The organism is Knoellia sp. B-D-2, assembly GCF_057714695.1.
In genome coordinates, this window is the sequence record NZ_CM173189.1 from 261692 (window position 1) to 281200 (window position 19509).

The 19509-nt window shown below is 72.3% G+C and carries 23 protein-coding genes; 2 read left to right on the forward strand and 21 right to left on the reverse strand.

Going from position 1 to position 19509, the window contains the following annotated elements; genetic code table 11:
• Positions 1-27 precede the first annotated feature (27 nt).
• The 15 genes from AC3EU2_RS01210 to AC3EU2_RS01280 form a co-directional block, all read right to left on the reverse strand.
• Positions 28-429 (reverse strand): DoxX family protein, encoded by a 402-nt coding sequence (locus tag AC3EU2_RS01210; protein WP_488177928.1) that lies wholly within the window; start codon positions 427-429, stop codon positions 28-30.
• Positions 430-495: 66 nt separating this feature from the next.
• Positions 496-780, reverse strand: a complete 285-nt coding sequence (locus tag AC3EU2_RS01215; RefSeq protein WP_488177929.1) for an antitoxin — start codon at positions 778-780, stop codon at positions 496-498.
• A gap of 71 nt (positions 781-851) precedes the next feature.
• Positions 852-1040, reverse strand: coding sequence for a hypothetical protein (locus tag AC3EU2_RS01220; RefSeq protein ID WP_488177930.1), 189 nt, complete (start codon positions 1038-1040; stop codon positions 852-854).
• A gap of 152 nt (positions 1041-1192) precedes the next feature.
• Positions 1193-1759, reverse strand: coding sequence for a hypothetical protein (locus AC3EU2_RS01225; RefSeq protein ID WP_488177931.1), 567 nt, complete (start codon positions 1757-1759; stop codon positions 1193-1195).
• A 154-nt stretch (positions 1760-1913) separates the two neighbouring features.
• Positions 1914-2759, reverse strand: coding sequence for a GNAT family N-acetyltransferase (locus AC3EU2_RS01230; RefSeq protein ID WP_488177932.1), 846 nt, complete (start codon positions 2757-2759; stop codon positions 1914-1916).
• A 54-nt stretch (positions 2760-2813) separates the two neighbouring features.
• Positions 2814-3974: a flavodoxin-dependent (E)-4-hydroxy-3-methylbut-2-enyl-diphosphate synthase gene (gene ispG / locus AC3EU2_RS01235; protein WP_488177933.1), complete on the reverse strand. Its 1161-nt coding sequence runs from the start codon at positions 3972-3974 to the stop codon at positions 2814-2816.
• Between the two features lie 131 nt (positions 3975-4105).
• Positions 4106-5470: a M50 family metallopeptidase gene (locus AC3EU2_RS01240; protein WP_488177934.1), complete on the reverse strand. Its 1365-nt coding sequence runs from the start codon at positions 5468-5470 to the stop codon at positions 4106-4108.
• A 40-nt stretch (positions 5471-5510) separates the two neighbouring features.
• Positions 5511-6710, reverse strand: a complete 1200-nt coding sequence (gene dxr / locus AC3EU2_RS01245) for a 1-deoxy-D-xylulose-5-phosphate reductoisomerase (RefSeq protein ID WP_488177935.1) — start codon at positions 6708-6710, stop codon at positions 5511-5513.
• Entirely contained in the window at positions 6707-7222 is a 516-nt protein-coding gene (locus AC3EU2_RS01250) for an acyl-CoA thioesterase (RefSeq protein WP_488177936.1), read from the reverse strand. Before AC3EU2_RS01250 ends, dxr begins: the two co-directional genes overlap by 4 nt.
• Positions 7223-7244: 22 nt before the next feature.
• Complete coding sequence (locus tag AC3EU2_RS01255) at positions 7245-7448, reverse strand: hypothetical protein (RefSeq protein WP_488177937.1); 204 nt, start codon at positions 7446-7448, stop codon at positions 7245-7247.
• Between the two features lie 144 nt (positions 7449-7592).
• Positions 7593-7946 carry a barstar family protein gene (locus tag AC3EU2_RS01260; RefSeq protein ID WP_488179420.1) on the reverse strand — a complete coding sequence of 118 codons (354 nt, stop codon included), beginning with the start codon at positions 7944-7946 and terminating at the stop codon, positions 7593-7595.
• Positions 7946-8446 carry a guanyl-specific ribonuclease gene (locus AC3EU2_RS01265; RefSeq protein WP_488177938.1) on the reverse strand — a complete coding sequence of 167 codons (501 nt, stop codon included), beginning with the start codon at positions 8444-8446 and terminating at the stop codon, positions 7946-7948. Before AC3EU2_RS01265 ends, AC3EU2_RS01260 begins: the two co-directional genes overlap by 1 nt.
• 22 nt (positions 8447-8468) lie before the next feature.
• Positions 8469-9782: a hypothetical protein gene (locus AC3EU2_RS01270; protein WP_488177939.1), complete on the reverse strand. Its 1314-nt coding sequence runs from the start codon at positions 9780-9782 to the stop codon at positions 8469-8471.
• Positions 9779-10192, reverse strand: a complete 414-nt coding sequence (locus AC3EU2_RS01275; RefSeq protein ID WP_488177940.1) for a hypothetical protein — start codon at positions 10190-10192, stop codon at positions 9779-9781. The genes AC3EU2_RS01270 and AC3EU2_RS01275 overlap by 4 nt, the downstream gene beginning before the upstream one ends.
• A gap of 79 nt (positions 10193-10271) precedes the next feature.
• Positions 10272-11735, reverse strand: a complete 1464-nt coding sequence (locus AC3EU2_RS01280) for an NAD-dependent succinate-semialdehyde dehydrogenase (protein WP_488177941.1) — start codon at positions 11733-11735, stop codon at positions 10272-10274.
• Positions 11736-11805: 70 nt separating this feature from the next.
• Between AC3EU2_RS01280 and AC3EU2_RS01285 the strand changes: the two genes are divergently transcribed.
• Entirely contained in the window at positions 11806-12912 is a 1107-nt protein-coding gene (locus tag AC3EU2_RS01285; protein ID WP_488177942.1) for an LOG family protein, read from the forward strand.
• Here the strand turns inward: AC3EU2_RS01285 and AC3EU2_RS01290 are convergent.
• The 5 genes from AC3EU2_RS01290 to pyrH all read right to left on the reverse strand — a co-directional run bounded on the left by AC3EU2_RS01290 (position 12896) and on the right by pyrH (position 17890).
• Positions 12896-14086 (reverse strand): monooxygenase, encoded by a 1191-nt coding sequence (locus AC3EU2_RS01290; RefSeq protein ID WP_488177943.1) that lies wholly within the window; start codon positions 14084-14086, stop codon positions 12896-12898. The genes AC3EU2_RS01285 and AC3EU2_RS01290 overlap by 17 nt on opposite strands.
• 263 nt (positions 14087-14349) lie before the next feature.
• Positions 14350-15582: a 23S rRNA (adenine(2503)-C(2))-methyltransferase RlmN gene (gene rlmN, locus AC3EU2_RS01295; protein ID WP_488177944.1), complete on the reverse strand. Its 1233-nt coding sequence runs from the start codon at positions 15580-15582 to the stop codon at positions 14350-14352.
• A complete protein-coding gene (locus tag AC3EU2_RS01300) occupies positions 15579-16439 on the reverse strand; it encodes a phosphatidate cytidylyltransferase (protein ID WP_488177945.1) in 861 nt (286 codons plus the stop codon). The genes rlmN and AC3EU2_RS01300 overlap by 4 nt, the downstream gene beginning before the upstream one ends.
• 21 nt (positions 16440-16460) lie before the next feature.
• Positions 16461-17018: a ribosome recycling factor gene (gene frr, locus AC3EU2_RS01305; protein ID WP_488177946.1), complete on the reverse strand. Its 558-nt coding sequence runs from the start codon at positions 17016-17018 to the stop codon at positions 16461-16463.
• Positions 17019-17134: 116 nt separating this feature from the next.
• The gene (gene pyrH, locus AC3EU2_RS01310; RefSeq protein WP_488177947.1) at positions 17135-17890 is read right to left on the reverse strand and encodes a UMP kinase; all 756 of its coding nucleotides are present in this window, start codon (positions 17888-17890) and stop codon (positions 17135-17137) included.
• 91 nt (positions 17891-17981) lie between these two features.
• Here pyrH and AC3EU2_RS01315 point away from each other — a divergent pair, with 91 nt between their 5' ends.
• The gene (locus tag AC3EU2_RS01315; RefSeq protein ID WP_488177948.1) at positions 17982-18590 is read left to right on the forward strand and encodes an antibiotic biosynthesis monooxygenase; all 609 of its coding nucleotides are present in this window, start codon (positions 17982-17984) and stop codon (positions 18588-18590) included.
• Positions 18591-18677: 87 nt separating this feature from the next.
• Here the strand turns inward: AC3EU2_RS01315 and tsf are convergent, their stop codons facing one another.
• The gene (tsf, locus tag AC3EU2_RS01320; RefSeq protein WP_488177949.1) at positions 18678-19508 is read right to left on the reverse strand and encodes a translation elongation factor Ts; all 831 of its coding nucleotides are present in this window, start codon (positions 19506-19508) and stop codon (positions 18678-18680) included.
• Position 19509 lies beyond the last annotated feature (1 nt).

The window sequence follows — 19509 nt, forward strand, 5'->3', positions numbered from 1 at the left end:
GGCTCCCCCACCTGACCGCCGGGCGGGTCAGAGGCGGCCGGCGGCGCGCAGGGCCGTGCGGATGAGCGGCCACTGCAGCGGCAGCCGGGCCAGCGTCCCGGCGAAGAAGGCCGTGGAGGCGGTGTCCTCCCTGCGCTGGGCCCGCTTGGCGTGGGACGCGCTCATCTGGAGGTTGGCGGGGAAGACGGCGACGAGCAGGGCCGCGCTGGCCAGCCCGGCGATCTTGCGGGTGGGCGGGTGGAGCAGGCCGAGCGCACAGGCGATCTCGGCGACGCCGCTGACGTAGACGAGCTCACGCCGGCGCGGCAGGACGTGGGGCACCATCCCCTCGAAGACCTGCGGGCGGACGAGGTGGGTGGTGCCGGAGGTGAGGAAGAGCGTCACCAGGCCGAGGGTGGCCTTGTCGAGCGGCGGGGTCGTCTGCGGCATACGCGCCATCCTAGGGACGCCGACGCCCCCAGTGCGCGGGGCAGCGGGGGCGTCGGAGGTCCGTCGTCAGGCGGAGGGGGTCGTGGGCGGTGCGGCCGGCGGGACGGTGCCGTCGGTGGAGGTCGGCCTCACCCCGGGTGTGGGGCGGGTCTCGGGGATGCCGAGGCCCGAGCGGACGGCCTTGCCACCCTTGCCGACGTGGGCGGCGTACTTGGGGCCGACCTTGCGGCTCACGGCGTCCTCGACCTTGCCGATCGTCGACGAGACGGAGTCGGGGTTCTTGCGGGCGTAGTCGCGGGCCTGCTTGGCCAGGCCGGCGAGGGCGGCGAGCTTGATGACGCCACGTGCCATGGGGTCCTCCTCGAGGATGGGGGGGTTGGGTCTGCGCCCATCATGCACGGTCCTCGTGAACGCGCGGTATGTCACGCGCTTGCGAGGACCGGGAGCCCGAGCCCGCGCGCGACCTGCTCCATGAAGCGGGAGGGCTCGCGCCTCAGCCCCAGCAGGGGGATGCGCAGCACTCGGGTCGAGCCCAGCGCCACCTCGTTGGCGCGGAGGGCGTCGGCCGTCGGGTTGAGTCCGAGGAGGTGGTGGCCACCGTCGATCTCCACGACGAGGCCCTCCCACTCGACGTCGAGGTGGACGCGGCCGGACGCGGTGGTTCACAGGCTCTGGCGCAGAGGGACCGGCAGGCCGTACCTGCGACACCAGGTGCCGAAGTCGAGCTCACCGAGCGAGTGCGCGCCGTCGCACACGTCGGGGATCACACAGCCGAGGAAGGACCGGCGGGGTGATCGCCCACGTCGCGCCAGGTTTCCAGCAGCCGACCGGTGCGCACGAGGCGCTGCTGGACCGGGAGGCACACGAGCAGGGCGGCCAGCCGGTCGCTCACCGCCCACTGGGCCGCGTGGATGGTGGCCCACTCCGGCGCCAGCCTCGGGACCCCGGCACCGGAGACCCGTTCGAGGACGCGACGCTGGTGGGACGTCACTCCCTCGACCCGGCGCACCGACGCCGACCGCGGGAGGCTCACGTCGATCGAGGCCGGGGTGAAGCCGGTCAGGCCGTGGGCCACGAGCGCGGCAGCGCCGTCGAGCACCGCACCGGGACCGGACTCCCACACCGCCCGCCACAGGTCGGCCACCGGCTCATGGGGCACCTCGAGCACGCGGACGGTGTGCAGGCCGAGCGAGCGCCACCGTCCGGCGAGGACCTCGGTGCGGACGTGGTGTCGCGTGAGGCCGGCTTCCCGCAGGGCCTTGCGATGCACGACTCCCCCGTGGTCGGCGGCCAGCACAGCCCCGACCTGCTGCCGGCTCGCCTTCTCCATCGGTCCAGCGTCGCGCCACCCGAGGCCGCAAGCAGCCGGCCCGGGGCCGATCTGTGGACGGGCGAGCCGCCGGGAACCACCTGTGGAGGCTCACGGTCCTCACGAGCGCGCGCCATGTCACGCGTTGGTGAGGACCGGGGCCACCAGGGCGCCGTCAGAGGAGGACGGTGGTGAAGTCCCCCACCGGGGTGTACCCGAGCCGGTCGTAGGTCGCGAGCGCGGCTGCGTTGAAGTCGTTGACGTAGAGCGAGACCATCGGCGCCTGCCCGGCCATCACCTGCTCCATCACCGAGGCGAGCATCGACACCGCCAGGCCCTGGCCGCGCAGGTGGGGGGCGAGCCACACCCCCTGCAGCTGGGCGCAACCGATGGCGAGCGACCCGATGTCAGTCTTGAAGACGACCTCGCCGTCCTCGACGACGACGTAGGTGTGACCGCGGGCGATGAGCGAGGCCAGCGATCCGCGGTAGCTGCGCGGCGACCCGGTGTAGGGCGGGTAGCCGATCTCCGCCGTGAACATGTGCACCGCCGCCGGCAGCACGAGGTCGACCTCCTCGGCCCGGGCCGGTCGCACCCGAGGGTCGAGCTCGACCCCGAGCGCCGACGGCGTGGTGGACGTCGAGAGCAGCGGCTGGTGCGAGCGCACCGCACGGGGCGGCCCCCAGTGCGGCTCGAGCGCGTGCCACAGCTCGACGACCTCCTCGCGGGGCCCGAGCAGCGAGGCGACCCGCCCCCGCCAGCGGCGCATCCGCTCGGCGTACATGGCCCGCGACGAGGCGTCGGACTCGACGGGGACGATGTTGGCGCTGGCCCAGCAGATCGAGCCGAGCCGCCCGTCGTCCCGCACGGCCAGCGCGGAGTCGAAGGACCCGGTCGGGGCGCACTCGAGGAGGCGGGCGGCCACGAAGACGTGCGCCGCGGGGTTGCGCGAGCACAGCTCGAGGGCGTCGTCGAGGTCGGCACGGGTGAGGGACCTCACCGGGTTACGGGTGCGCAGCACAGGCCCAGCCTAGGAGCAGACGTGGCTCGCTGCGCGGGTTCAGCCGAGCGTGACTCAGCTGACCGTGACGCTGGGGGCGCCCGCGGACTCCTCGTCCATCGGCTCGCCCATCTCCTCCGCGATCCGCATGGCCTCCTCGATGAGGGTCTCGACGATCATCGACTCGGGAACCGTCTTGATGACCTCGCCCTTGACGAAGATCTGGCCCTTGCCGTTGCCGGACGCGACACCGAGGTCGGCCTCGCGGGCCTCGCCGGGACCGTTGACGACGCAGCCCATGACGGCGACGCGCAGCGGCACGGTCATGCCCTCGAGCCCGGCGGTGACCTGCTCGGCGAGCGTGTAGACGTCGACCTGCGCGCGGCCGCACGAGGGGCACGACACGATCTCGAGCTTGCGCGGCTTGAGGTTGAGCGACTGGAGGATCTGGTTGCCGACCTTGACCTCCTCGACGGGGGGCGCCGACAGCGAGACGCGGATCGTGTCGCCGATGCCCTTGGACAGCAGCGCTCCGAATGCGGTCGCCGACTTGATCGTGCCCTGGAAGGCGGGGCCGGCCTCGGTGACGCCGAGGTGCAGGGGCCAGTCACCGCGCTCGGACAGCATCTCGTAGGCGCGCACCATGACGACGGGGTCGTTGTGCTTCACCGAGATCTTGAAGTCGTGGAAGTCGTGCTCCTCGAAGAGCCCGGCCTCCCACACGGCCGACTCGACGAGCGCCTCGGCGGTGGCCTTGCCGTGCTTCGCGAGCAGCCGCGGGTCGAGCGAGCCGGCGTTGACGCCTATCCGGATGGACACGCCCGCGTCCTTGGCGGCAGCGGCGATCTGCTTGACCTGGTCGTCGAACTTGCGGATGTTGCCCGGGTTGACGCGGACCGCGGCGCAGCCGGCGTCGATCGCGGCGAAGACGTACTTCGGCTGGAAGTGGATGTCGGCGATGACGGGGATCTGCGACTTCCGGGCGATGGCGGGCAGGGCCTCGGCGTCGTCCTGGCTCGGGCACGCGACCCGCACGATGTCGCAGCCCGTGGCGGTGAGCTCGGCGATCTGCTGCAGCGTGGCGTTGATGTCGGTCGTCGGCGTCGTCGTCATCGACTGCACCGAGATCGGGGCGTCCCCGCCGACCTCGACCTTGCCGACCTTGATCTTGCGCGTCTTGCGACGGGGGGCCAGCACGGGCGGGGGCAGGGACGGCATACCGAGACCAACAGTCATGCGGTCCAGTATCCGGTATGCCGTCCGCCCACCCGCACGCGCGTGCGTCCCCCCGCGCCCAACTCGCCATTTCCCCCGTTGGGGACACGGCGTGTCGCGTGCCCAACGGGGAATGGGCGAGTTGGGGCCGGTCAGCCGCCGAGGTTGATCGGGTTGACGATGTCGGCGTAGATGAGCAGCGCCGACATGACGAGCAGACCGAGCGAGACGGCATACGCCACCGGGAGGGCCTTGGCGACGTCGACCGGACCGGGGTCGGGGTTGCCGCGCAGGCGGGCCCAGCCCTTCTTCGTGCCCTCCCACAGTGCCCCGGCGACGTGGCCGCCGTCGAGCGGCAGCAGGGGGATGAGGTTGAAGACGAAGAGCATGAGGTTGAGCGAGGCGATGAGCTGGACGAGGAACCAGGCCTTGTCGGCCGAGGACTCCCCGACGATGCGGTCGAGCTTGCCCGCGGAGACGTCGCCGGCGACGCGGCCGACGCCGACCACGGACATCGGGCTCTCGATGTCGCGCTCCTGCCCGGAGAACGCCGCCTGCCACACGCCGACCATCCGCTGCGGGATCCGGACCATGGCGCCGGCGGTGGTGGCCAGCCCCTGCCCGAGGATCGCGGGGACCGCGGTGACCGACTGGGGCTCGTAGTCGAACGGCGCCGCCGACGAGATGCCGAGGTAGCCGGTCTCGACGACGCGCTGGGTGCCGTCGGCGTCGAGGATCGGCTGGCCCGCGTCGTCGTAGGCCGGGAGGGTGTTGAGGATCGGGGTGGCGGTGAGTGTCTGCTCGGTGCCGTCGCGCAGGACGACGATCTCGGTCGGCTGCCCCACCCGCGGGCGGACCATGCGCCCGACGTCTGCGGTCCGGTCGACCGGCTCGCCGTTGATCGACCGGATCTCGTCGCCCGGGAGGATGCCGGCCGCGTTGGCCGGCGTGGCGGGGGCGCCCACACAGCTCGGGTCGGTCCTGGCCTCCTCGACCGTCTTGACGCACTCGGCGACGGAGGCGACGACGGCACCCGGGCGGGACGTGGGGATGCCGTGGGCGGTGACGAGGATGGTGAGCAGCACGACGGCGATGAGGAGGTTCATCACCGGCCCGCCGAGCATGACGACGACCTTGCGGTGCACGGGCAGCCGGTAGAACACGCGCTGGTCGTCGCCGGGCTTGATCTCCTCGAGCGAGGCCTTGCGCGCCTCGTCGGCGAGCTGGCTGAACCGACCGGTCGAGGACACCCGCATCTTCGTGGGGTCGTCGCCGGGGCGCGGCGGGAACATCCCGATCATCCGGATGTAGCCGCCGAGCGGGATCGCCTTGAGGCCGTACTCGGTCTCCCCGCGACGCCGGGACCAGATCGTCGGCCCGAAACCCACCATGTACTGGGTGACCCGGACGCCGAAGCGCTTGGCCGGCACGAGGTGCCCGACCTCGTGCAGGGCGATCGAGGCGGCGACCCCGAACGCGAGGACGACGACGCCCACCACGTACGCGACGACGGTCATGCTCTCCGCACCTCAGTCCCCTCTCAGTCTTCGGCCGGGTTCAGAGGCCCAGCTCGACGGCCGCCTGCTCCCGGGCCCACGCATCGGCGTCGAGCACTCCCTCAACGGTCGAGGCGTCGGATTCTCTCCCAGTATGCGCGTCCACCACCCGCGCCACCGAGTCGACGATGTCGAGGAAGCCGATCCGACCCTCGTGGAACGCGTCGACCGCGACCTCGTTGGCGGCGTTGTAGACGGCCGGGAAGGTCCCTCCGGCCTCCCCCACCCGGCGGGCCAGCCTCACCGCCGGGAACGCGTCGTCGTCCAGGGGTGCGAAGTCCCACGACTGCGCCGTCGACCAGTCGCAGGGCACGTCGATGTCGTCGAGCCGGTCGGGCCACGAGAGGCCGAGCGCGATCGGGACGAGCATGCGCGGCGGGCCGAGCTGGGCGATCGTCGAGCCGTCGCGGAACTCGACCATCGAGTGGATCTGCTGCTGCGGGTGGACCAAGACGTCGATCCGGTCGAACGGGATGTCGAAGAGCAGGTGCGCCTCGATGACCTCGAGCCCCTTGTTGACGAGCGTGGCCGAGTTCGTCGTGATGACCCGCCCCATGGAGAAGTTCGGGTGCGCGAGCGCCTGCTCCGGCGTGACGTCGGCGAGCTCGGACCGGCTGCGTCCGCGGAACGGCCCGCCGCTCGCCGTGACGACGAGCCGGCGCACCTCCTCGGCGCGACCGCCGCGCAGCGACTGGGCGATGGCGCTGTGCTCGCTGTCCACCGGGACGATCTGGTCGGGCCTGGCAGCGCGCCTGACGAGGTCGCCGCCGATGATGAGCGACTCCTTGTTGGCCAGCGCGAGGATGGAGCCGGCCGCGAGCGCGGCGAGCGTGGGCCGCAGGCCGATCGAGCCCGTCACCCCGTTGAGGACGACGTCGGCGCCGACGCGTGCGGCCTCCTCGGCCGCGTCCTCCCCGACCACGATCTCAGGTGCGTATGCCGGCCCACGCAGAGCGTGGGACCCGCGCCGCAGGCTCGCGGCATACGCACCGATCGCTGCGCGCAGGTCGTCGGAGGAGCCGGACGCGAGGGCGACGAGCGGCACCTCGAAGTCGACCGCCTGGCGGGCGAGGAGGCCGATGTTGCTGCCGGCGGACAGGGCGGCGACGGTGAAGCGGTCACGGTTGCGGCCGATGACGTCGAGGGCCTGCGTGCCGATCGAGCCGGTCGACCCGAGGACGGCGACGGAGCGGCGGCTCACGCCCGCTCCCCGGTCCCGGTCCCGGTCCCGGTCTCGCGCGACGCCTCGATGGCGTTGCGACGGGCGAGGCGGTGCTCGCGGCGGATCCCGGCCTCGCGGAAGCGACGTCGCTCCTCGGGTGTCACGAGCTCGAGGGCGGGGACGGTCGCGGGTCGGCCGTCCGCGTCGATGGCCACCATGACGAGGTACGCGCTGGCGACGTGGACGCGTTCGGTGACGGAGTCCCAGCGGTCGACCTCGACGCGCACCCCGACCTCCATCGAGGACCGGCCGGCCCAGTTGAGCTGGGCCGTGGAGTGGAGGATGTCGCCGACGCGCACCGGGGTCACGAAGGTCATCTCGTCCATGGCGGCGGTGACGGCCGGCCCGCCGGCGTAGCGGTTGGCGACGACCCCGGCGATGCTGTCGACCGCCTTCATGAGGTGGCCCCCGTGGACGGTGCCGAGGAGGTTGGCCTCGGTCCCACGCATGATCTCGGACAGGGTCACTCGGGTGTCGCTGGGCGTCGTCACACCCGCCATCCTGCCAGTGCGGTCAGCCCGGCCGGACCGCCCGCCAGCCGGGGTCGCGGCCGCTCCGGACGAGGATCGGCTCGAGGTCGATGTCCTGGTCGGTGGCCATCGCGAGGTCCCACGCGTGGACCGTGATCCCAGCGAGCGCGAACCTGCCCATGACCTCGGCGGGGAGGTCGACCCCGCCCGCGGTCAGCCCGTGCAGGTGCCCGAGGAGCTGGGACACCGTGCGGCCCGCGCACGGGTGGGGTCGTCGAGCCGGGAGTCGTCGACGCCGCGCACGACGTCGCTCAGTCGCGCGGCGGAGGGACGGAGGTCGGGTGTGGTGGCCAGGGTCCACGTGCCACCGCCGTGCCCTGCTCGGAGGGGCTCAGCGCTCGATGACGGTGACGTGCACGTGCGGGTGCTCCTGCTGCAGCTCGTCGAGGATGCCCTCGATGCCCGCGAGGGTGCGCGGGTCGTCGCGGCGCAGCGCCGCGACCCCGTCCCAGACGAGCTCCCACTCCCCCTGTCCCTCGCTCTCGCGGGCGAAGGTGTCGAGGCAGTCCGCGAGCGCGTCGAGGTTCATCCCGAACCACTCGGGGAAGTTGAGGGTCTCGGAGAAGGCCGCGAGCGCCTCCTCCTTGGTCGACCGCGCGGGGATGACCTGGACCTCGCGGCCCTCCTCCACCGCGTCGGCGACGAGCCCGTCGAGGTCCACGCGGTCGCCGAGGTGGCGCATCATCACTGACCCTCCTGGATCTGGCGGAAGCTGTCGTAGTGGTCCGAGGTCCAGTACCGGTCGCCGTCCCGTCCGGTGATGATCCGACGTGCCCCGCGGTCGTCGGAACCCGTTGTCTCGACGGTGTACTCACGGTAGTAGCCGCGCGCCTGCCGGGGCAGGATCCCCTCACGGTTCTGGAAGGTCCGGTCGTCCTGGTCGTAGGGGTAGGGGCCGCCCGCCCGGATGAGCGCGAGCGTCGCCCTCGCCTCGCGCGGGAGCCTCGACTCCGCGATCGTCGCCAGCCCGGAGTCGGGGGTGTCGTCCGCGGAGGGGGAGGCCGGCCCGCCCGGAATCGTGGGTGCGGTGGCCGTCGCCCGGGCGCCGGGCGCCTCGTCGGCACCCGGTGCGGCGTCGCGGGTGACCACCCACCAGAGGCCCACGACGAGCGCGAGCACGAGCAGGGGCGCCACCCAGGTCAGGGCCGAGCGGCGTCCGGGCACGGGTGAGGTCACGTGCGCCATTGTGCCCGGCGGGGCGGCCTTCTCAGGGCAGGGCGTTCCAGGTGTCGACGAACGTGGCGGGCAGCTCACGGCTGCGGCCGTCGGCCTGCTCGAGGCGGTGGGCGACGTCGAGGGAGTAGTCGTCGTCGCCCAGGTGGAGGTTGAGGCCGCTCCCGACCGGGACGTGACGCTTGACGACCGGGAGCACGGTGCGCAGGTCCCCACCGGCGGGCGCCGAGATGGTCACCTGTCGCCGGGCTCCCGAGGCACCGGGTTCGCGCCAGCCGACCGAGCCGATGCCCGGGTCCGCGACGAGGGCGGCGAAGTCGGCGAGGTCCGCGGCGAGGTCGGCCCCGGGGTCGGTGCCGACCTCGAAGTCGGCGCCCCGGTCGACGGTCCACAGCGGGTGGTCGCTCGCCTGGGTCGTGACGTGCAGCCGCACCGACCCGTGCGCCGCGGACAGGGCCACGGCTGCCCGGACGGTCGGTGCGACGTCCGCGGCCGAGGACACCCGGACGACGACGAGCGAGGACGACACGAACCGCGCCGACACCACGCCGGGGAGGGCGCCGAGGTCGGTCCTCAACGGCCCGGCGAAGGCCGGCGGGGCCGTGTCCTCGGGGTGTGCGCCCCCGGTGCGCACCGTCACGGCCACGTCGGGTGCGACGGCGGCCACGGCCGTCCGGACGGCGACGGGGTCGACTCCGGGCTGCACGATGAGCTCGAGCGCGGACCCGTCGAGGGCGAAGGTGTTGAGGTCCGACGCATCGAGTGCGCCGAGGGCCTGCGCGAGGTGCGGGGTGAGGTCGCGCCACAGGCCCTCGAGCTCGCCCCGCGGCGCGGAGATCCTCCCGTCGACGGGGAGGTCGCGAGCAGCACCCGCCGACGCGAGGGCGGACTGGACCACCGCGATGTCCGCGGCGGCGTCGGCCAGGTCACCGGCATACGTGTCGCAGTCCAGCCGGCCGAGCAGCGAACGGGACTGCGCCCGCAGCTCCTCGCGCAGGGCGAGGTGCTGCGCCCTCCGGTCCCCCGCGGTGCAGATCTCGAGGCCGTTGGCCCGCAGGCTGGCGGTGTCACGGGAGCCCTCGAGCAGGGCGGCGACCGCATCCTCGACCTCGGTGAGGGTCTGCGCCGTCGCGTCCGGGCGCACCGTCACCGTCGCGTGGAAGGACCCCGACCAGGGCAGGACGTTGTCGGCGGAGCTCGAGACGCCGTCGAGGACGTCACCGTGCTGGGCGGTGAGGGCGCGCTCGAAGTCCGCGGCCTTGGCCGAGCCCTTGTTGACGTCACCGCAGCCACCGAGCGCCAAGGCGGCGCACAGCAGGACCGTGACCGACGTGACGCGCCTGCTCATGGGAGGAAGCCGTGGATGGCGCGGAGCTGGGCGAGCGGGGCGAAGAACCCGAGCGTGCCCTGGTCGACCACGACCCTCTGCGCCCCGTGCTCGGCGAGCTGGTCGCACAGGTCGAGGACCTGGGGGCTCGGCACGGCCAGCGACAGGCCGGCCTGCTCCTCGCTGAACCCGTTGGCCAGGGCGAACTCCCGTGCGCGGGCGCCGGAGGTGAAGGCGAGCAGGGAGGGGGCGCCGTCGACCGTGCCCACCAGGGGGCCGACGTCCGGCGGCGTGCCGCGGGCGACGAACCACCACCTGTCGAGCGCGAACATGGCTCCCCAGAGGGCGGTCTGTGCGTCGATGGCGCCCCCGGACGCCCGGACCGCCTCCGAGAGGTCGTCGATCGACGCGGTCTGCTCGGCGTCGGTCATGCGCCCACCCTACGGACCCGCCTGCGTCCGCAAACCTGGTCGGGAACGCGACCAGGTTTGCGGACGCAGGGAGTCGGCGTCAGGGGTTGAGGGAGACATAGGTGGTCTCGAGGTACTCGTGAATCCCCTCGAACCCGCCTTCGCGCCCGAAGCCCGAGTGCTTGACGCCGCCGAAGGGGGCCGCGGCGTTCGACACGATGCCCGTGTTGACGCCGACCATGCCGAAGTCGAGGGCCTCGCTGAGGCGCAGCACGCGGGCGTGGTCGCGGGTGTACGCGTACGCCACGAGGCCGTACTCGGTCGCGTTGGCCTGCCGGACGGCGTCGTCCTCGTCGGTGAACGTCGTGACCGGTGCCACCGGGCCGAAGATCTCCTCCGTGAGCACCCGCGCCCCGGCGGGCACGTCCACGAGGACGGTCGGCGCGTAGAAGTGCCCGCGTCCGGCGACCTTCTCTCCCCCGGTGAGCACCCTGGCTCCACGGTCGACGGCGTCGCGGACCAGCTCGTCGACGCCGTCGCGGGCGGTCTCGGTGATGAGCGGGCCGACATCGACGCCGGCCTTGGTGCCCTTGCCGACGGTGAGCGCGCCCATCCGCCGGGCGAGCGCCGCCGAGAAGTCGTCGACGACGGACGCGTGCACGAGGAAGCGGTTGGCCGAGGTGCAGGCCTCACCGATGTTGCGCATCTTGGCGAGCATCGCTCCGTCGACCGCCGCGTCGAGGTCGGCGTCCTCGAACACGAGGAAGGGGGCGTTGCCGCCGAGCTCCATCGAGACGCGCAGCAGCTGTTCCGCGGACTGCTCGACGAGCCGCCTGCCCACGCTGGTGGACCCGGTGAAGGTGAGCTTGCGCAGCCGCGGGTCGCGGATGATCGGCTCCGAGACCTCCGCGGTCGACGAGGTGGTGATGACGTTGAGGACGCCCGGCGGGAGGCCCGCCTCCTCGAGCACCGCGGCGAGGGCCAGCATCGACAGCGGCGTCTCGCCGGCGGGCTTGACGACCATCGTGCAGCCGGCGGCCACCGCCGGACCGATCTTGCGGGTGCCCATGGCCAGCGGGAAGTTCCACGGCGTGACCATGAACGTCGGTCCGACCGGCTTCTGCAGCGTGAGCAGGCGTGAGCCGCCCGCCGGGTTGACGGCATACCGCCCGTGGATCCGCACGGCCTCCTCGCTGAACCACCGGAGGAACTCGGCGCCGTAGGTGACCTCGCCACGCGACTCCGCGAGCGGCTTGCCCATCTCGAGGGTCATGAGCAGGGCGAGCTCGTCGGTCCGCGCCGCGAGCAGCTCGAACGCGCGCCGCAGGATCTCGGCCCGCTCGCGCGGTGCCGTCGCGGCCCAGTCCGCCTGTGCCGCAACGGCTGCGTCCAGGGCCGCCGTCCCGTCCGCGATGGTGGCGTCGGCGACCTCGACGAGGACCGACCCGGTGGCCGGGTCGTGCACGGGGAAGGTCGTCGCGCTGAGCGAGTCGCGCCACTCGCCGCCGATGAGGAGCTGGGTCGGGACGGACGAGAGGACGGACTTCTGGGTCACGGCGGCCATGACCCGACCCTAGCGAGAGACGGCGGCGCCGGAGACGGGTCGGCAACCGCCACCGGGGCAGGATGGGCGCATGACCGAGATCGAGACCCTGCACGACCTCGACGCCACGCTGGCCGGCGGCGGGTCACTGCGGGGCCTGCGGATCCAGGACCTCGACCTCACCGGGCGTGAGCAACAGCTCCTCGCCCGGACGGACCTCGACGGCATCGTCGTCCTCGGCGGCCGCCTCTCCCCCGCGCTCGACGCGCACCTGCGGCTCCACGGCGCGCTGGTCTTCCCCACGGACCCGCACGCCCCGGTGAACCCCTACCGGGCGACGCTCTACCAGCCCCACGAGCTCTACGCCGGTCTGCTCGAGCGCGGCTACGAGGGCACCCCGGACGCCCTGGCCTACCACTGGTCGCGGGACGCGACCCTGCACCACGACGCCTTCGTGAACCTGCTCCGGGCCGTCCACGACGACTCGGTGAGCGACGCCCTCACCGAGTACCTCCACGGCGCCCCCGTCGTCGGCGTCATGGGCGGGCACGCGCTGGCGCGCGGGACCGACGCGTATGCCGGTGCGGCCCGTCTCGCCCACCGGTTCGCCGACGCGGGGCTCGTCGTCGCCACCGGCGGCGGCCCGGGCGCGATGGAGGCGGCCAACCTCGGGGCGCTGTGCCCGTCGGAAACGGTGCTGGACGGCGCGCTCCGACGTCTGGCCGGAACGGCGTCGTTCCACCCCTCGATCACGGACTGGGCTCGCGTCGCACTGGAGGCTTACGACGAGATCGTACAGATCCCGTTGCGGGAGAGCGCCGTCCGGTCGATCGGCATCCCCACGTGGTTCTACGGGCACGAGCCGCCAAACGTGTTCTGCAACGGCATCGCGAAGTACTTCAGCAACGCCGTGCGCGAGGACGGTCTGCTGGCGCGCGCCAACGCCGGGCTCGTCGTGCTGCACGGCGCCGCGGGGACCGTGCAGGAGATCTTCCAGTCGATCACACCGCTGTACTACGCCGAGGAGAGCCGCACCCTGGCGCCGCTGGTGCTCGTGGGCGTCGACCACTGGTCGCGCGAGGTCCCTGTGTGGCCGGCCATCGAGGCGCTGGGCCGGGACCGCGGGCTGGGCCGGGTCGTGCACCTCGTCGACGGCGTCGACGAGGCCGCGGAGATCGTGCTCAGCTCTCGCGGGTGAGCAGGACGATGCCGAGGCACATCTCGTCGGTGGTCCCCTCGCCCCAGGCGACGTAGCGCTCACGCAGGTCCTTGAAGGCCGGCAGGACGTCACGCAGCACCTGGTCGTGGGTGCAGGTCACGGTGAGCGTGTCGCCCTTGTCGACGAGGGCCGGCTTGGCGAGGGGCACGGCAGCCTGGTCGTCGAAGTTCCAGACGGGCACGTCGAGGACCCGCCGGGCCTGGGGGGTGCCCTTGTTGACGTCGACGGTGATGGACTTGCCGAGCAGGTGCATGTGGCCGGCCACGGCGCGGATCCGGCCGGCCTCCCGGACCGGTCTCGTGCAGGACTGGGTCGGGCCGGGCCTGGTCTCGCCACAGAGGAGGTGGAGCAGGTCGGCGGTGGCCACCTGCTCGCCGAAGCGGGCCCGGATGTCGGCCACGGCCGGGGTGCGCGCGCACAGCTCGCCCGGTGTGCCGGGGCGGCACGGCAGCTCGACGGGTGCGGGCAGCAACATCGTCTCGAGCGGCGTCTTGTCGCCGGCAATGGCCGGGCTCAGCCGGAGACGGGCGCTGCTCTGGTCGGCGCCTCCTCCGGCGAGCAGGTTGTAGTGCATCTGGATGACGATGCGCGAGCCCTTGGCGAGCGGGATGCCGATGTCCTCGGCCATGACGCGCTCACCGCCGCCGGGTGCCCAGGCGCCGACCCACTCGGCGTTGTTGAGCTGGGCGCCGGGGCCGTTGTCCACTCCGGAGCCGCCGAAGCAGGTCCAGCCCTCGCCCTCGTCCTTGGCGTCGGCGGCGTCGGCCGCCGCGACCCTGTCGGGGTCGACCTTGAAGAGGATGACGTGGTGCACGGCCGCCGGGTTGTCGGGCATGACCTTGATGCCGCTGACGATCATGTCCTGCGCGAAGGCGGGGTCCACGAGGAAGCAGCGGTAGTCGTCGGTGCCGGTGCCGAAGGGTGCCTTGGGTGTGTACTTCGCCGGGAGGGTCAGCTCCTGGAACGTCTCGCCGGCCCTCAGGGCGACCTCGGGCGGCTCGGGCACGGCGGCAGCCCCCGTGTCGGAGGTCGGTGACGCGTCGTGGGTGCTGCTGTGCGAACCGCCACCGCGCAGGTTGTCGGGCAGGGCGCCGCCGCAGGCGGAGAGGCTGAGGGCGGCGACGAGGCCGGCCGCAGCGGTGCGAATGCGCATACCCCAGAGTAGACGCTGGCCGACCGCGCCCACCGGGGCTCGTGGGGGTTCCTCACCGGGTCGTCGGTGGTGGTGGTCCCCTGGTGGCGTCGCTGGTGTTCTCGAGCCCGGTGACGCGCTCGGGCTGGGCACTGTCGGGATCATCGGAGTGGGTCTGGGGCTGCTCGCGGGCGCGACGCGATGTCGCCCCGAGTGGAGTGCTGCTGACGCCGTGCCTCTGAGCCCCGGGCCTCTTGGGGTGGCGGTACGTCGTCGGCCCGGGGTCAGGTCGTCGCGGCAGCGAGTTGTCCGCAGGCCCCGTCGATGTCCGAGCCACGGGTGTCGCGGACGGTCGTCGGGATGCCGTGGGCGCGCAGGCGCTCGACGAACTGCTGTTCCACGCCGCGGCGTGAGGCGGTCCACTTCGACCCGGGTGTCGGGTTGAGCGGGATCGGGTTGACGTGCACCCAGCCCTTGCCGCGCGCGGTGAGCTTGTCGCCGAGGAGGTCGGCGCGCCAGGCCTGGTCGTTGATGTCCCGGATGAGCGCGTACTCGATGCTCACGCGGCGTCCGGTCACCTCGTAGTAGCGGTAGGCCGCGTCGAGCGCCTCGTCGACCTTCCAGCGGGTGTTGATCGGGACCAGCTCGTCGCGCAGCTCGTCGTCGGGGGCGTGCAGCGAGAGGGCGAGGGTCACGGGGATGCCCTCGGCGGCGAGCTTGTCGATGCCGGGGACGAGACCGACCGTCGACATCGTGATGCCGCGCGCCGACATGCCGAGACCGTCCGGCGAGGGGTCGGTGAGCCGACGGATGGCGCCGATGGCGGCCCCGTAGTTGGCCAGCGCCTCGCCCATGCCCATGAAGACGACGTTGCTGACCCGCTGCGGCCCGACCGCGGATGCCGTCGACGCCTCGGGGGTGTCCTGGTCGGTCTCGTCGCCCAGCCCCGCCTCGGCCGGGTGGGTCGCCCCGATCGCCGGGAGGGCGCCGTGGCGGAGCTTGCGGTTGGCGTCGACGACCTGCTCGACGATCTCCGCTGCCGACATGTTGCGGGTGAGCCCGGCCTGGCCCGTGGCGCAGAACGGGCAGTTCATGCCGCAGCCGGCCTGGCTGGAGACGCAGAGGGTGACCCGGCTGGGGTAGCGCATGAGCACCGACTCGACGAGCGCCCCGTCGTGCAGGCGCCACACCGACTTCAGCGTCGCGCCGCGGTCGGCCTCGAGGGTGCGGATCGGGGTGAGCAGCGTCGGGAGGAGGTCGGCGACGAGGTCGTCGCGGACCGCCTTGGGGAGGTCGGTCATGTCCTCGGTCGACTCGACGAGCCGTTCGAAGTAGTGGGTGGACAGCTGCTTGGCCCGGAACCCCTTGTGGCCCAGCGCCTCGACGGCGGCCTTGCGCTCGGCGGGGCTGAGGTCGGCGAGGTGGCGCGGCGGCTTGCCGCGACGGGGCGCCTGGAAGGTCAGCTGCCCGGGGACGGGCGGGCCGACGGTGGGTCCGGGCAGCTCGGTGGGGGTCACGGTGCGGCCCAGAGGAGCAGCGCCCAGACGACCGGGACGCAGAGAACGAGGGAGTCGAGCCGGTCCATGAGGCCTCCGTGGCCGGGGAGCAGTGTCCCCATGTCCTTGATGCCGAGGTCGCGCTTGATGCTCGACTCGATGAGGTCGCCGATCGTGGCGGCGGCGGCGACGACGACGCCGATGACGGCTCCGTGCCACCACGTCCCGTCGAGGAGGAGGACGAGCGACACGGCGCCGACGACGGCGCACGTGAACGCGGAACCACCGAAACCCTCCCACGACTTCTTCGGCGACAGCGACGGCGCCATCGGGTGCTTGCCGAGGAAGACCCCGAACGCGTAGCCGCCGATGTCCGAGGCGACGGTGACGAGGACGAAGTAGACGATGCGCAGGTGCCCGTCGTCGCCCGCGAGGAGCAGCGCGGCGAAGCCTCCGAGGAAGCACGGGTACAACGCGATGAACAGGGCGCCGGCGATGTCGCGGATGGCACCGTCGACGCCGTCGGCGACGCGCCACACGAGCACCCCGACGCAGGTCAGCCCGAAGGTGAGGACCAGCGCCTCCGGCCCGCGGTAGTAGGCCGAGAGCAGCATCGAGACCGCGCCGATGACGACGGGCACGATCGGCGCGTCGATGCCGACCTGGCGCACCGCCCGCCGCAGCTCCCAGGCCCCGATGCAGATGGCCGCGACGAGGATGGGCAGGAACAGCTCACGGCGGAACGACAGCGAGGCGATGACGAGGATCGCCAGACCCACACCGACGCCGATGGCGGCGGGCAGGTCGCGCCCGGCCTTCGTGCGCGACCGCTGCACCGGAGGCGCAGCGGGTTCCTCTGTCGTGGATGAGTCGCTCATCACGGGGACGTCCACCCGAGGTCAGACCTCGAGCAGCTCGGTCTCCTTGCTCTTGAGCACCTCGTCGATGGTGTCGACGTACTTCTTCGTCGTGGTCTCGAGGTCCTTCTCGGCGCGTGAGCCCTCGTCCTCGCCGACGTCGCCGTCCTTGACGAGCTTCTCGATGGACTCCTTGGCCTGGCGCCGGATGTTGCGGATCGCGACCTTGGCGTCCTCGGCCTGGCCGCGCGCCATCTTGATGTACTCCTTGCGGCGCTCCTCGGTGAGCTGGGGAAGGATGCACCGGATGATGTTGCCGTCGTTGGACGGGTTGATGCCGAGGTTGGCGTCACGCAGGGCCCGCTCGATGTTGCCCATCGCGCCCTTGTCGAACGGGGAGATGAGGATCGTGCGCGCCTCGGGCGTCTGGAACGACGCGAGCTGCTGCAGCGGGGTCGGCGCCCCGTAGTAGTCGACAACGACCTTGTTGAACATGCCGGGGTGCGCGCGGCCCGTGCGGATGCCGGAGAAGTTGTCCTTGGCGACCTCGACGGCCTTCTCCATCTTCTCCTCGGCTTCGAGCATGGTGTCGTCGATCATCTGCGCAGGTCTCCTTCGGTATGCCGCGCCGCTGAAGTGGTGCGGCGGGGTCCAGTCTGTCAAAGAATCGCCAGGGTGCGAGCCAGCCCGCCCGAGCCGGGGCCCGGGGGGCTCGGTCAGCCGGCGACGACGAGGGTGCCGATGCGCTCGCCCTGGATGGCGCGGGTGATGTTGCCCTCGCCCTCCATGCCGAAGACCATCATCGGCAGGCCGTTCTCCATGCAGAGGCTGAAGGCGGCCGCGTCGACCACCTTGAGGTTCTGCTGGAGCGCGTGCGCGTAGGTCACCGTCTCGAGCTTGCGGGCGTCCGGGTTGGTGCGGGGGTCGGAGTCGTACACCCCGTCGACGCCGCTCTTGGACATGAGCACCATGTCGCACTTGCACTCGAGGGCCCGCTGCGCGCTGACGGTGTCGGTGGAGAAGTACGGCATACCGGCTCCGGCACCGAAGATCACCGCGCGCCCCTTCTCGAGGTGGCGGATCGCGCGACGCGGGATGTAGGGCTCGGCGACCTGGCCCATCGTGATGGCGGTCTGCACGCGGGTGTCGATGCCCTCCTTCTCCAGGAAGTCCTGGAGGGCGAGGCAGTTCATCACGGTGCCGAGCATGCCGATGTAGTCGGCGCGCGCACGGTCCATGCCCTTCTGCTGCAGCTCGGCGCCGCGGAAGAAGTTCCCGCCGCCGACGACGATGGCGACCTGGGTGCCCTGGCGGATGGCCGCGGCGATCTGGGCCGCGATGCCGCGGACGACCTCGGGGTCGACCCCGATCCGGCCGCCGCCGAACACCTCTCCGCTGAGCTTGAGCAGCACCCGTCGCGGGGGCTGCTCGGTCGTCGTCGGAGCGGGCTGGGTCTGGACGTCAGTGGTCACCGTGCCTCCTCGGCAGTGTCTGCTGGCGGTGGGCCGAATCCTCGCACACCAGCGGGCGGTGGCCACCCCGAGGGTTGGCACACTGGGGCCCGTGACGCAGACACCAGCACCGACGGCGCAGCCCCGTGGCGGCCCCGTGACCGTGGCCATCACGAGGCGCGTGGCTCCCGAGGACGAGCTGCTCATGCGGGCCTGGGCCGACGCCGGGACCTCGATGGCCAGCCACTTCCCCGGCTTCCTGGGGTCGGGCTGGGTGCGGCCCTCGACCGGGTCGACCGACTGGCACATGCTCTACCGGTTCGACGGGCCGGACTCGCTGGCCCGGTGGCAGGAGTCGAGCGAGCGCAACCGCTGGCTCACGGCCGGGTCGAACCTCGTCGAGGACACCCGGGTCGAGCACCGGACCGGCATCGAGGGCTGGTTCGACGAGCCCACCGACCAGGTCGTCGACGACCTCTCTCCGACCAGCTCCGCTCCCCCGGTACCGCCACGGTGGAAGCAGATGGGCGTCATCTGGTGCGCGTTCTTCCCGACGAGCGTGGCCCTGAGCTACCTGTTCGCGCCGTTCTCGGGCGACTGGCCGGCGTGGGCGCGCGTCCTGCTCTCCACCCTCGTCGCGACCCCGCTCATGACCTACCTCGTCCTCCCGAGGGTCACCCGGCTGTTCCAGCCCTGGCTCACCCGCGGCCGCACCCCCTGAGCCCTCCCCATGGGGCGCAGACGCAGGTATGCCGCCCGCTCTGGTGAGCGGACGGCATACCGGAGGTGCGTGGTTCAGGGACGCAGGTCAACCACCGACGCGGAACCGGGCGAAGGACGTCGCCGTGGCGCCGGCCTCCTGGAGGACCTTGGCGACGGTCTTCTTCGGCTCCTTGGCGAACGGCTGCTCGAGCAGGACGTTCTCCTTGAAGTAGCCGTTGACGCGACCCTCGACGATCTTGGAGAGCGCAGCCTCCGGCTTGCCCTCCTCCTTCGCGGTGGCCTCGGCGACGCGACGCTCGTTCTCGACCGTCTCGGCGGCGACGTCCTCACGGGTGAGGACGGTGGGGCTGAACGCGGCGATGTGCATCGCGACGTCGCGGGCGACGGACTCGTCGCCGCCCTCGGTCGCCACGAGGACGCCGATCTGCGCGGGCAGGTCCGGGCTCGTCTTGTGCTGGTAGGCCGCCACGACGGGGGCCTCCAGGCGGGCCACCCGCTTGACCTCGATCTTCTCGCCGATCGTCGCGTTGGACGCGTCGAGCAGCTCCTTGACCGACTGGCCGTCGGCGAACGTGCTCGCGAGGAGCTCGTCGGCCGAGGTGGCCTTGGTGTCGACGGCCTGCGCGAAGACCTTGTCGGCCAGGGCGATGAACTTCTCACCCTTGGCGACGAAGTCGGTCTCGCAGAGCACCTCGACGAGCGTGCCGACGCCACCGTCGGCCTTGGCGATGACCAGGCCGTTGGAGGTGGAACGACCCTCGCGCTTGGTCACGCCCTTGAGGCCCTTGACCCGCAGGATCTCGGTGGCCCTGCCCTGGTCGCCGTCGGCCTCGTCGAGGGCCTTCTTGACGTCGAGCATGCCGGCACCCGTGGAGGCACGGAGTGCCTTGATGTCAGCGGCGGTGTAGTTCGCCATG

Bases quoted from the DNA above. Each gene is read 5' to 3' on its own strand.
- AC3EU2_RS01210 (WP_488177928.1), bottom strand. From the start codon at position 429: ATGCCGCAGACGACCCCGCCGCTCGACAAGGCCACCCTCGGCCTGGTG.
- AC3EU2_RS01240 (WP_488177934.1), bottom strand. From the start codon at position 5,470: ATGACCGTCGTCGCGTACGTGGTGGGCGTCGTCGTCCTCGCGTTCGGG.
- AC3EU2_RS01275 (WP_488177940.1), bottom strand. From the start codon at position 10,192: ATGACCGACGCCGAGCAGACCGCGTCGATCGACGACCTCTCGGAGGCG.
- ispG (WP_488177933.1), bottom strand. From the start codon at position 3,974: ATGACTGTTGGTCTCGGTATGCCGTCCCTGCCCCCGCCCGTGCTGGCC.
- AC3EU2_RS01260 (WP_488179420.1), bottom strand. From the start codon at position 7,946: ATGATGCGCCACCTCGGCGACCGCGTGGACCTCGACGGGCTCGTCGCC.
- AC3EU2_RS01300 (WP_488177945.1), bottom strand. From the start codon at position 16,439: ATGAGCGACTCATCCACGACAGAGGAACCCGCTGCGCCTCCGGTGCAG.
- tsf (WP_488177949.1), bottom strand. From the start codon at position 19,508: ATGGCGAACTACACCGCCGCTGACATCAAGGCACTCCGTGCCTCCACG.
- AC3EU2_RS01225 (WP_488177931.1), bottom strand. From the start codon at position 1,759: ATGGAGAAGGCGAGCCGGCAGCAGGTCGGGGCTGTGCTGGCCGCCGAC.
- AC3EU2_RS01265 (WP_488177938.1), bottom strand. From the start codon at position 8,446: ATGGCGCACGTGACCTCACCCGTGCCCGGACGCCGCTCGGCCCTGACC.
- AC3EU2_RS01280 (WP_488177941.1), bottom strand. From the start codon at position 11,735: ATGGCCGCCGTGACCCAGAAGTCCGTCCTCTCGTCCGTCCCGACCCAG.
- AC3EU2_RS01285 (WP_488177942.1), top strand. From the start codon at position 11,806: ATGACCGAGATCGAGACCCTGCACGACCTCGACGCCACGCTGGCCGGC.
- AC3EU2_RS01215 (WP_488177929.1), bottom strand. From the start codon at position 780: ATGGCACGTGGCGTCATCAAGCTCGCCGCCCTCGCCGGCCTGGCCAAG.
- frr (WP_488177946.1), bottom strand. From the start codon at position 17,018: ATGATCGACGACACCATGCTCGAAGCCGAGGAGAAGATGGAGAAGGCC.
- AC3EU2_RS01290 (WP_488177943.1), bottom strand. From the start codon at position 14,086: ATGCGCATTCGCACCGCTGCGGCCGGCCTCGTCGCCGCCCTCAGCCTC.
- AC3EU2_RS01270 (WP_488177939.1), bottom strand. From the start codon at position 9,782: ATGAGCAGGCGCGTCACGTCGGTCACGGTCCTGCTGTGCGCCGCCTTG.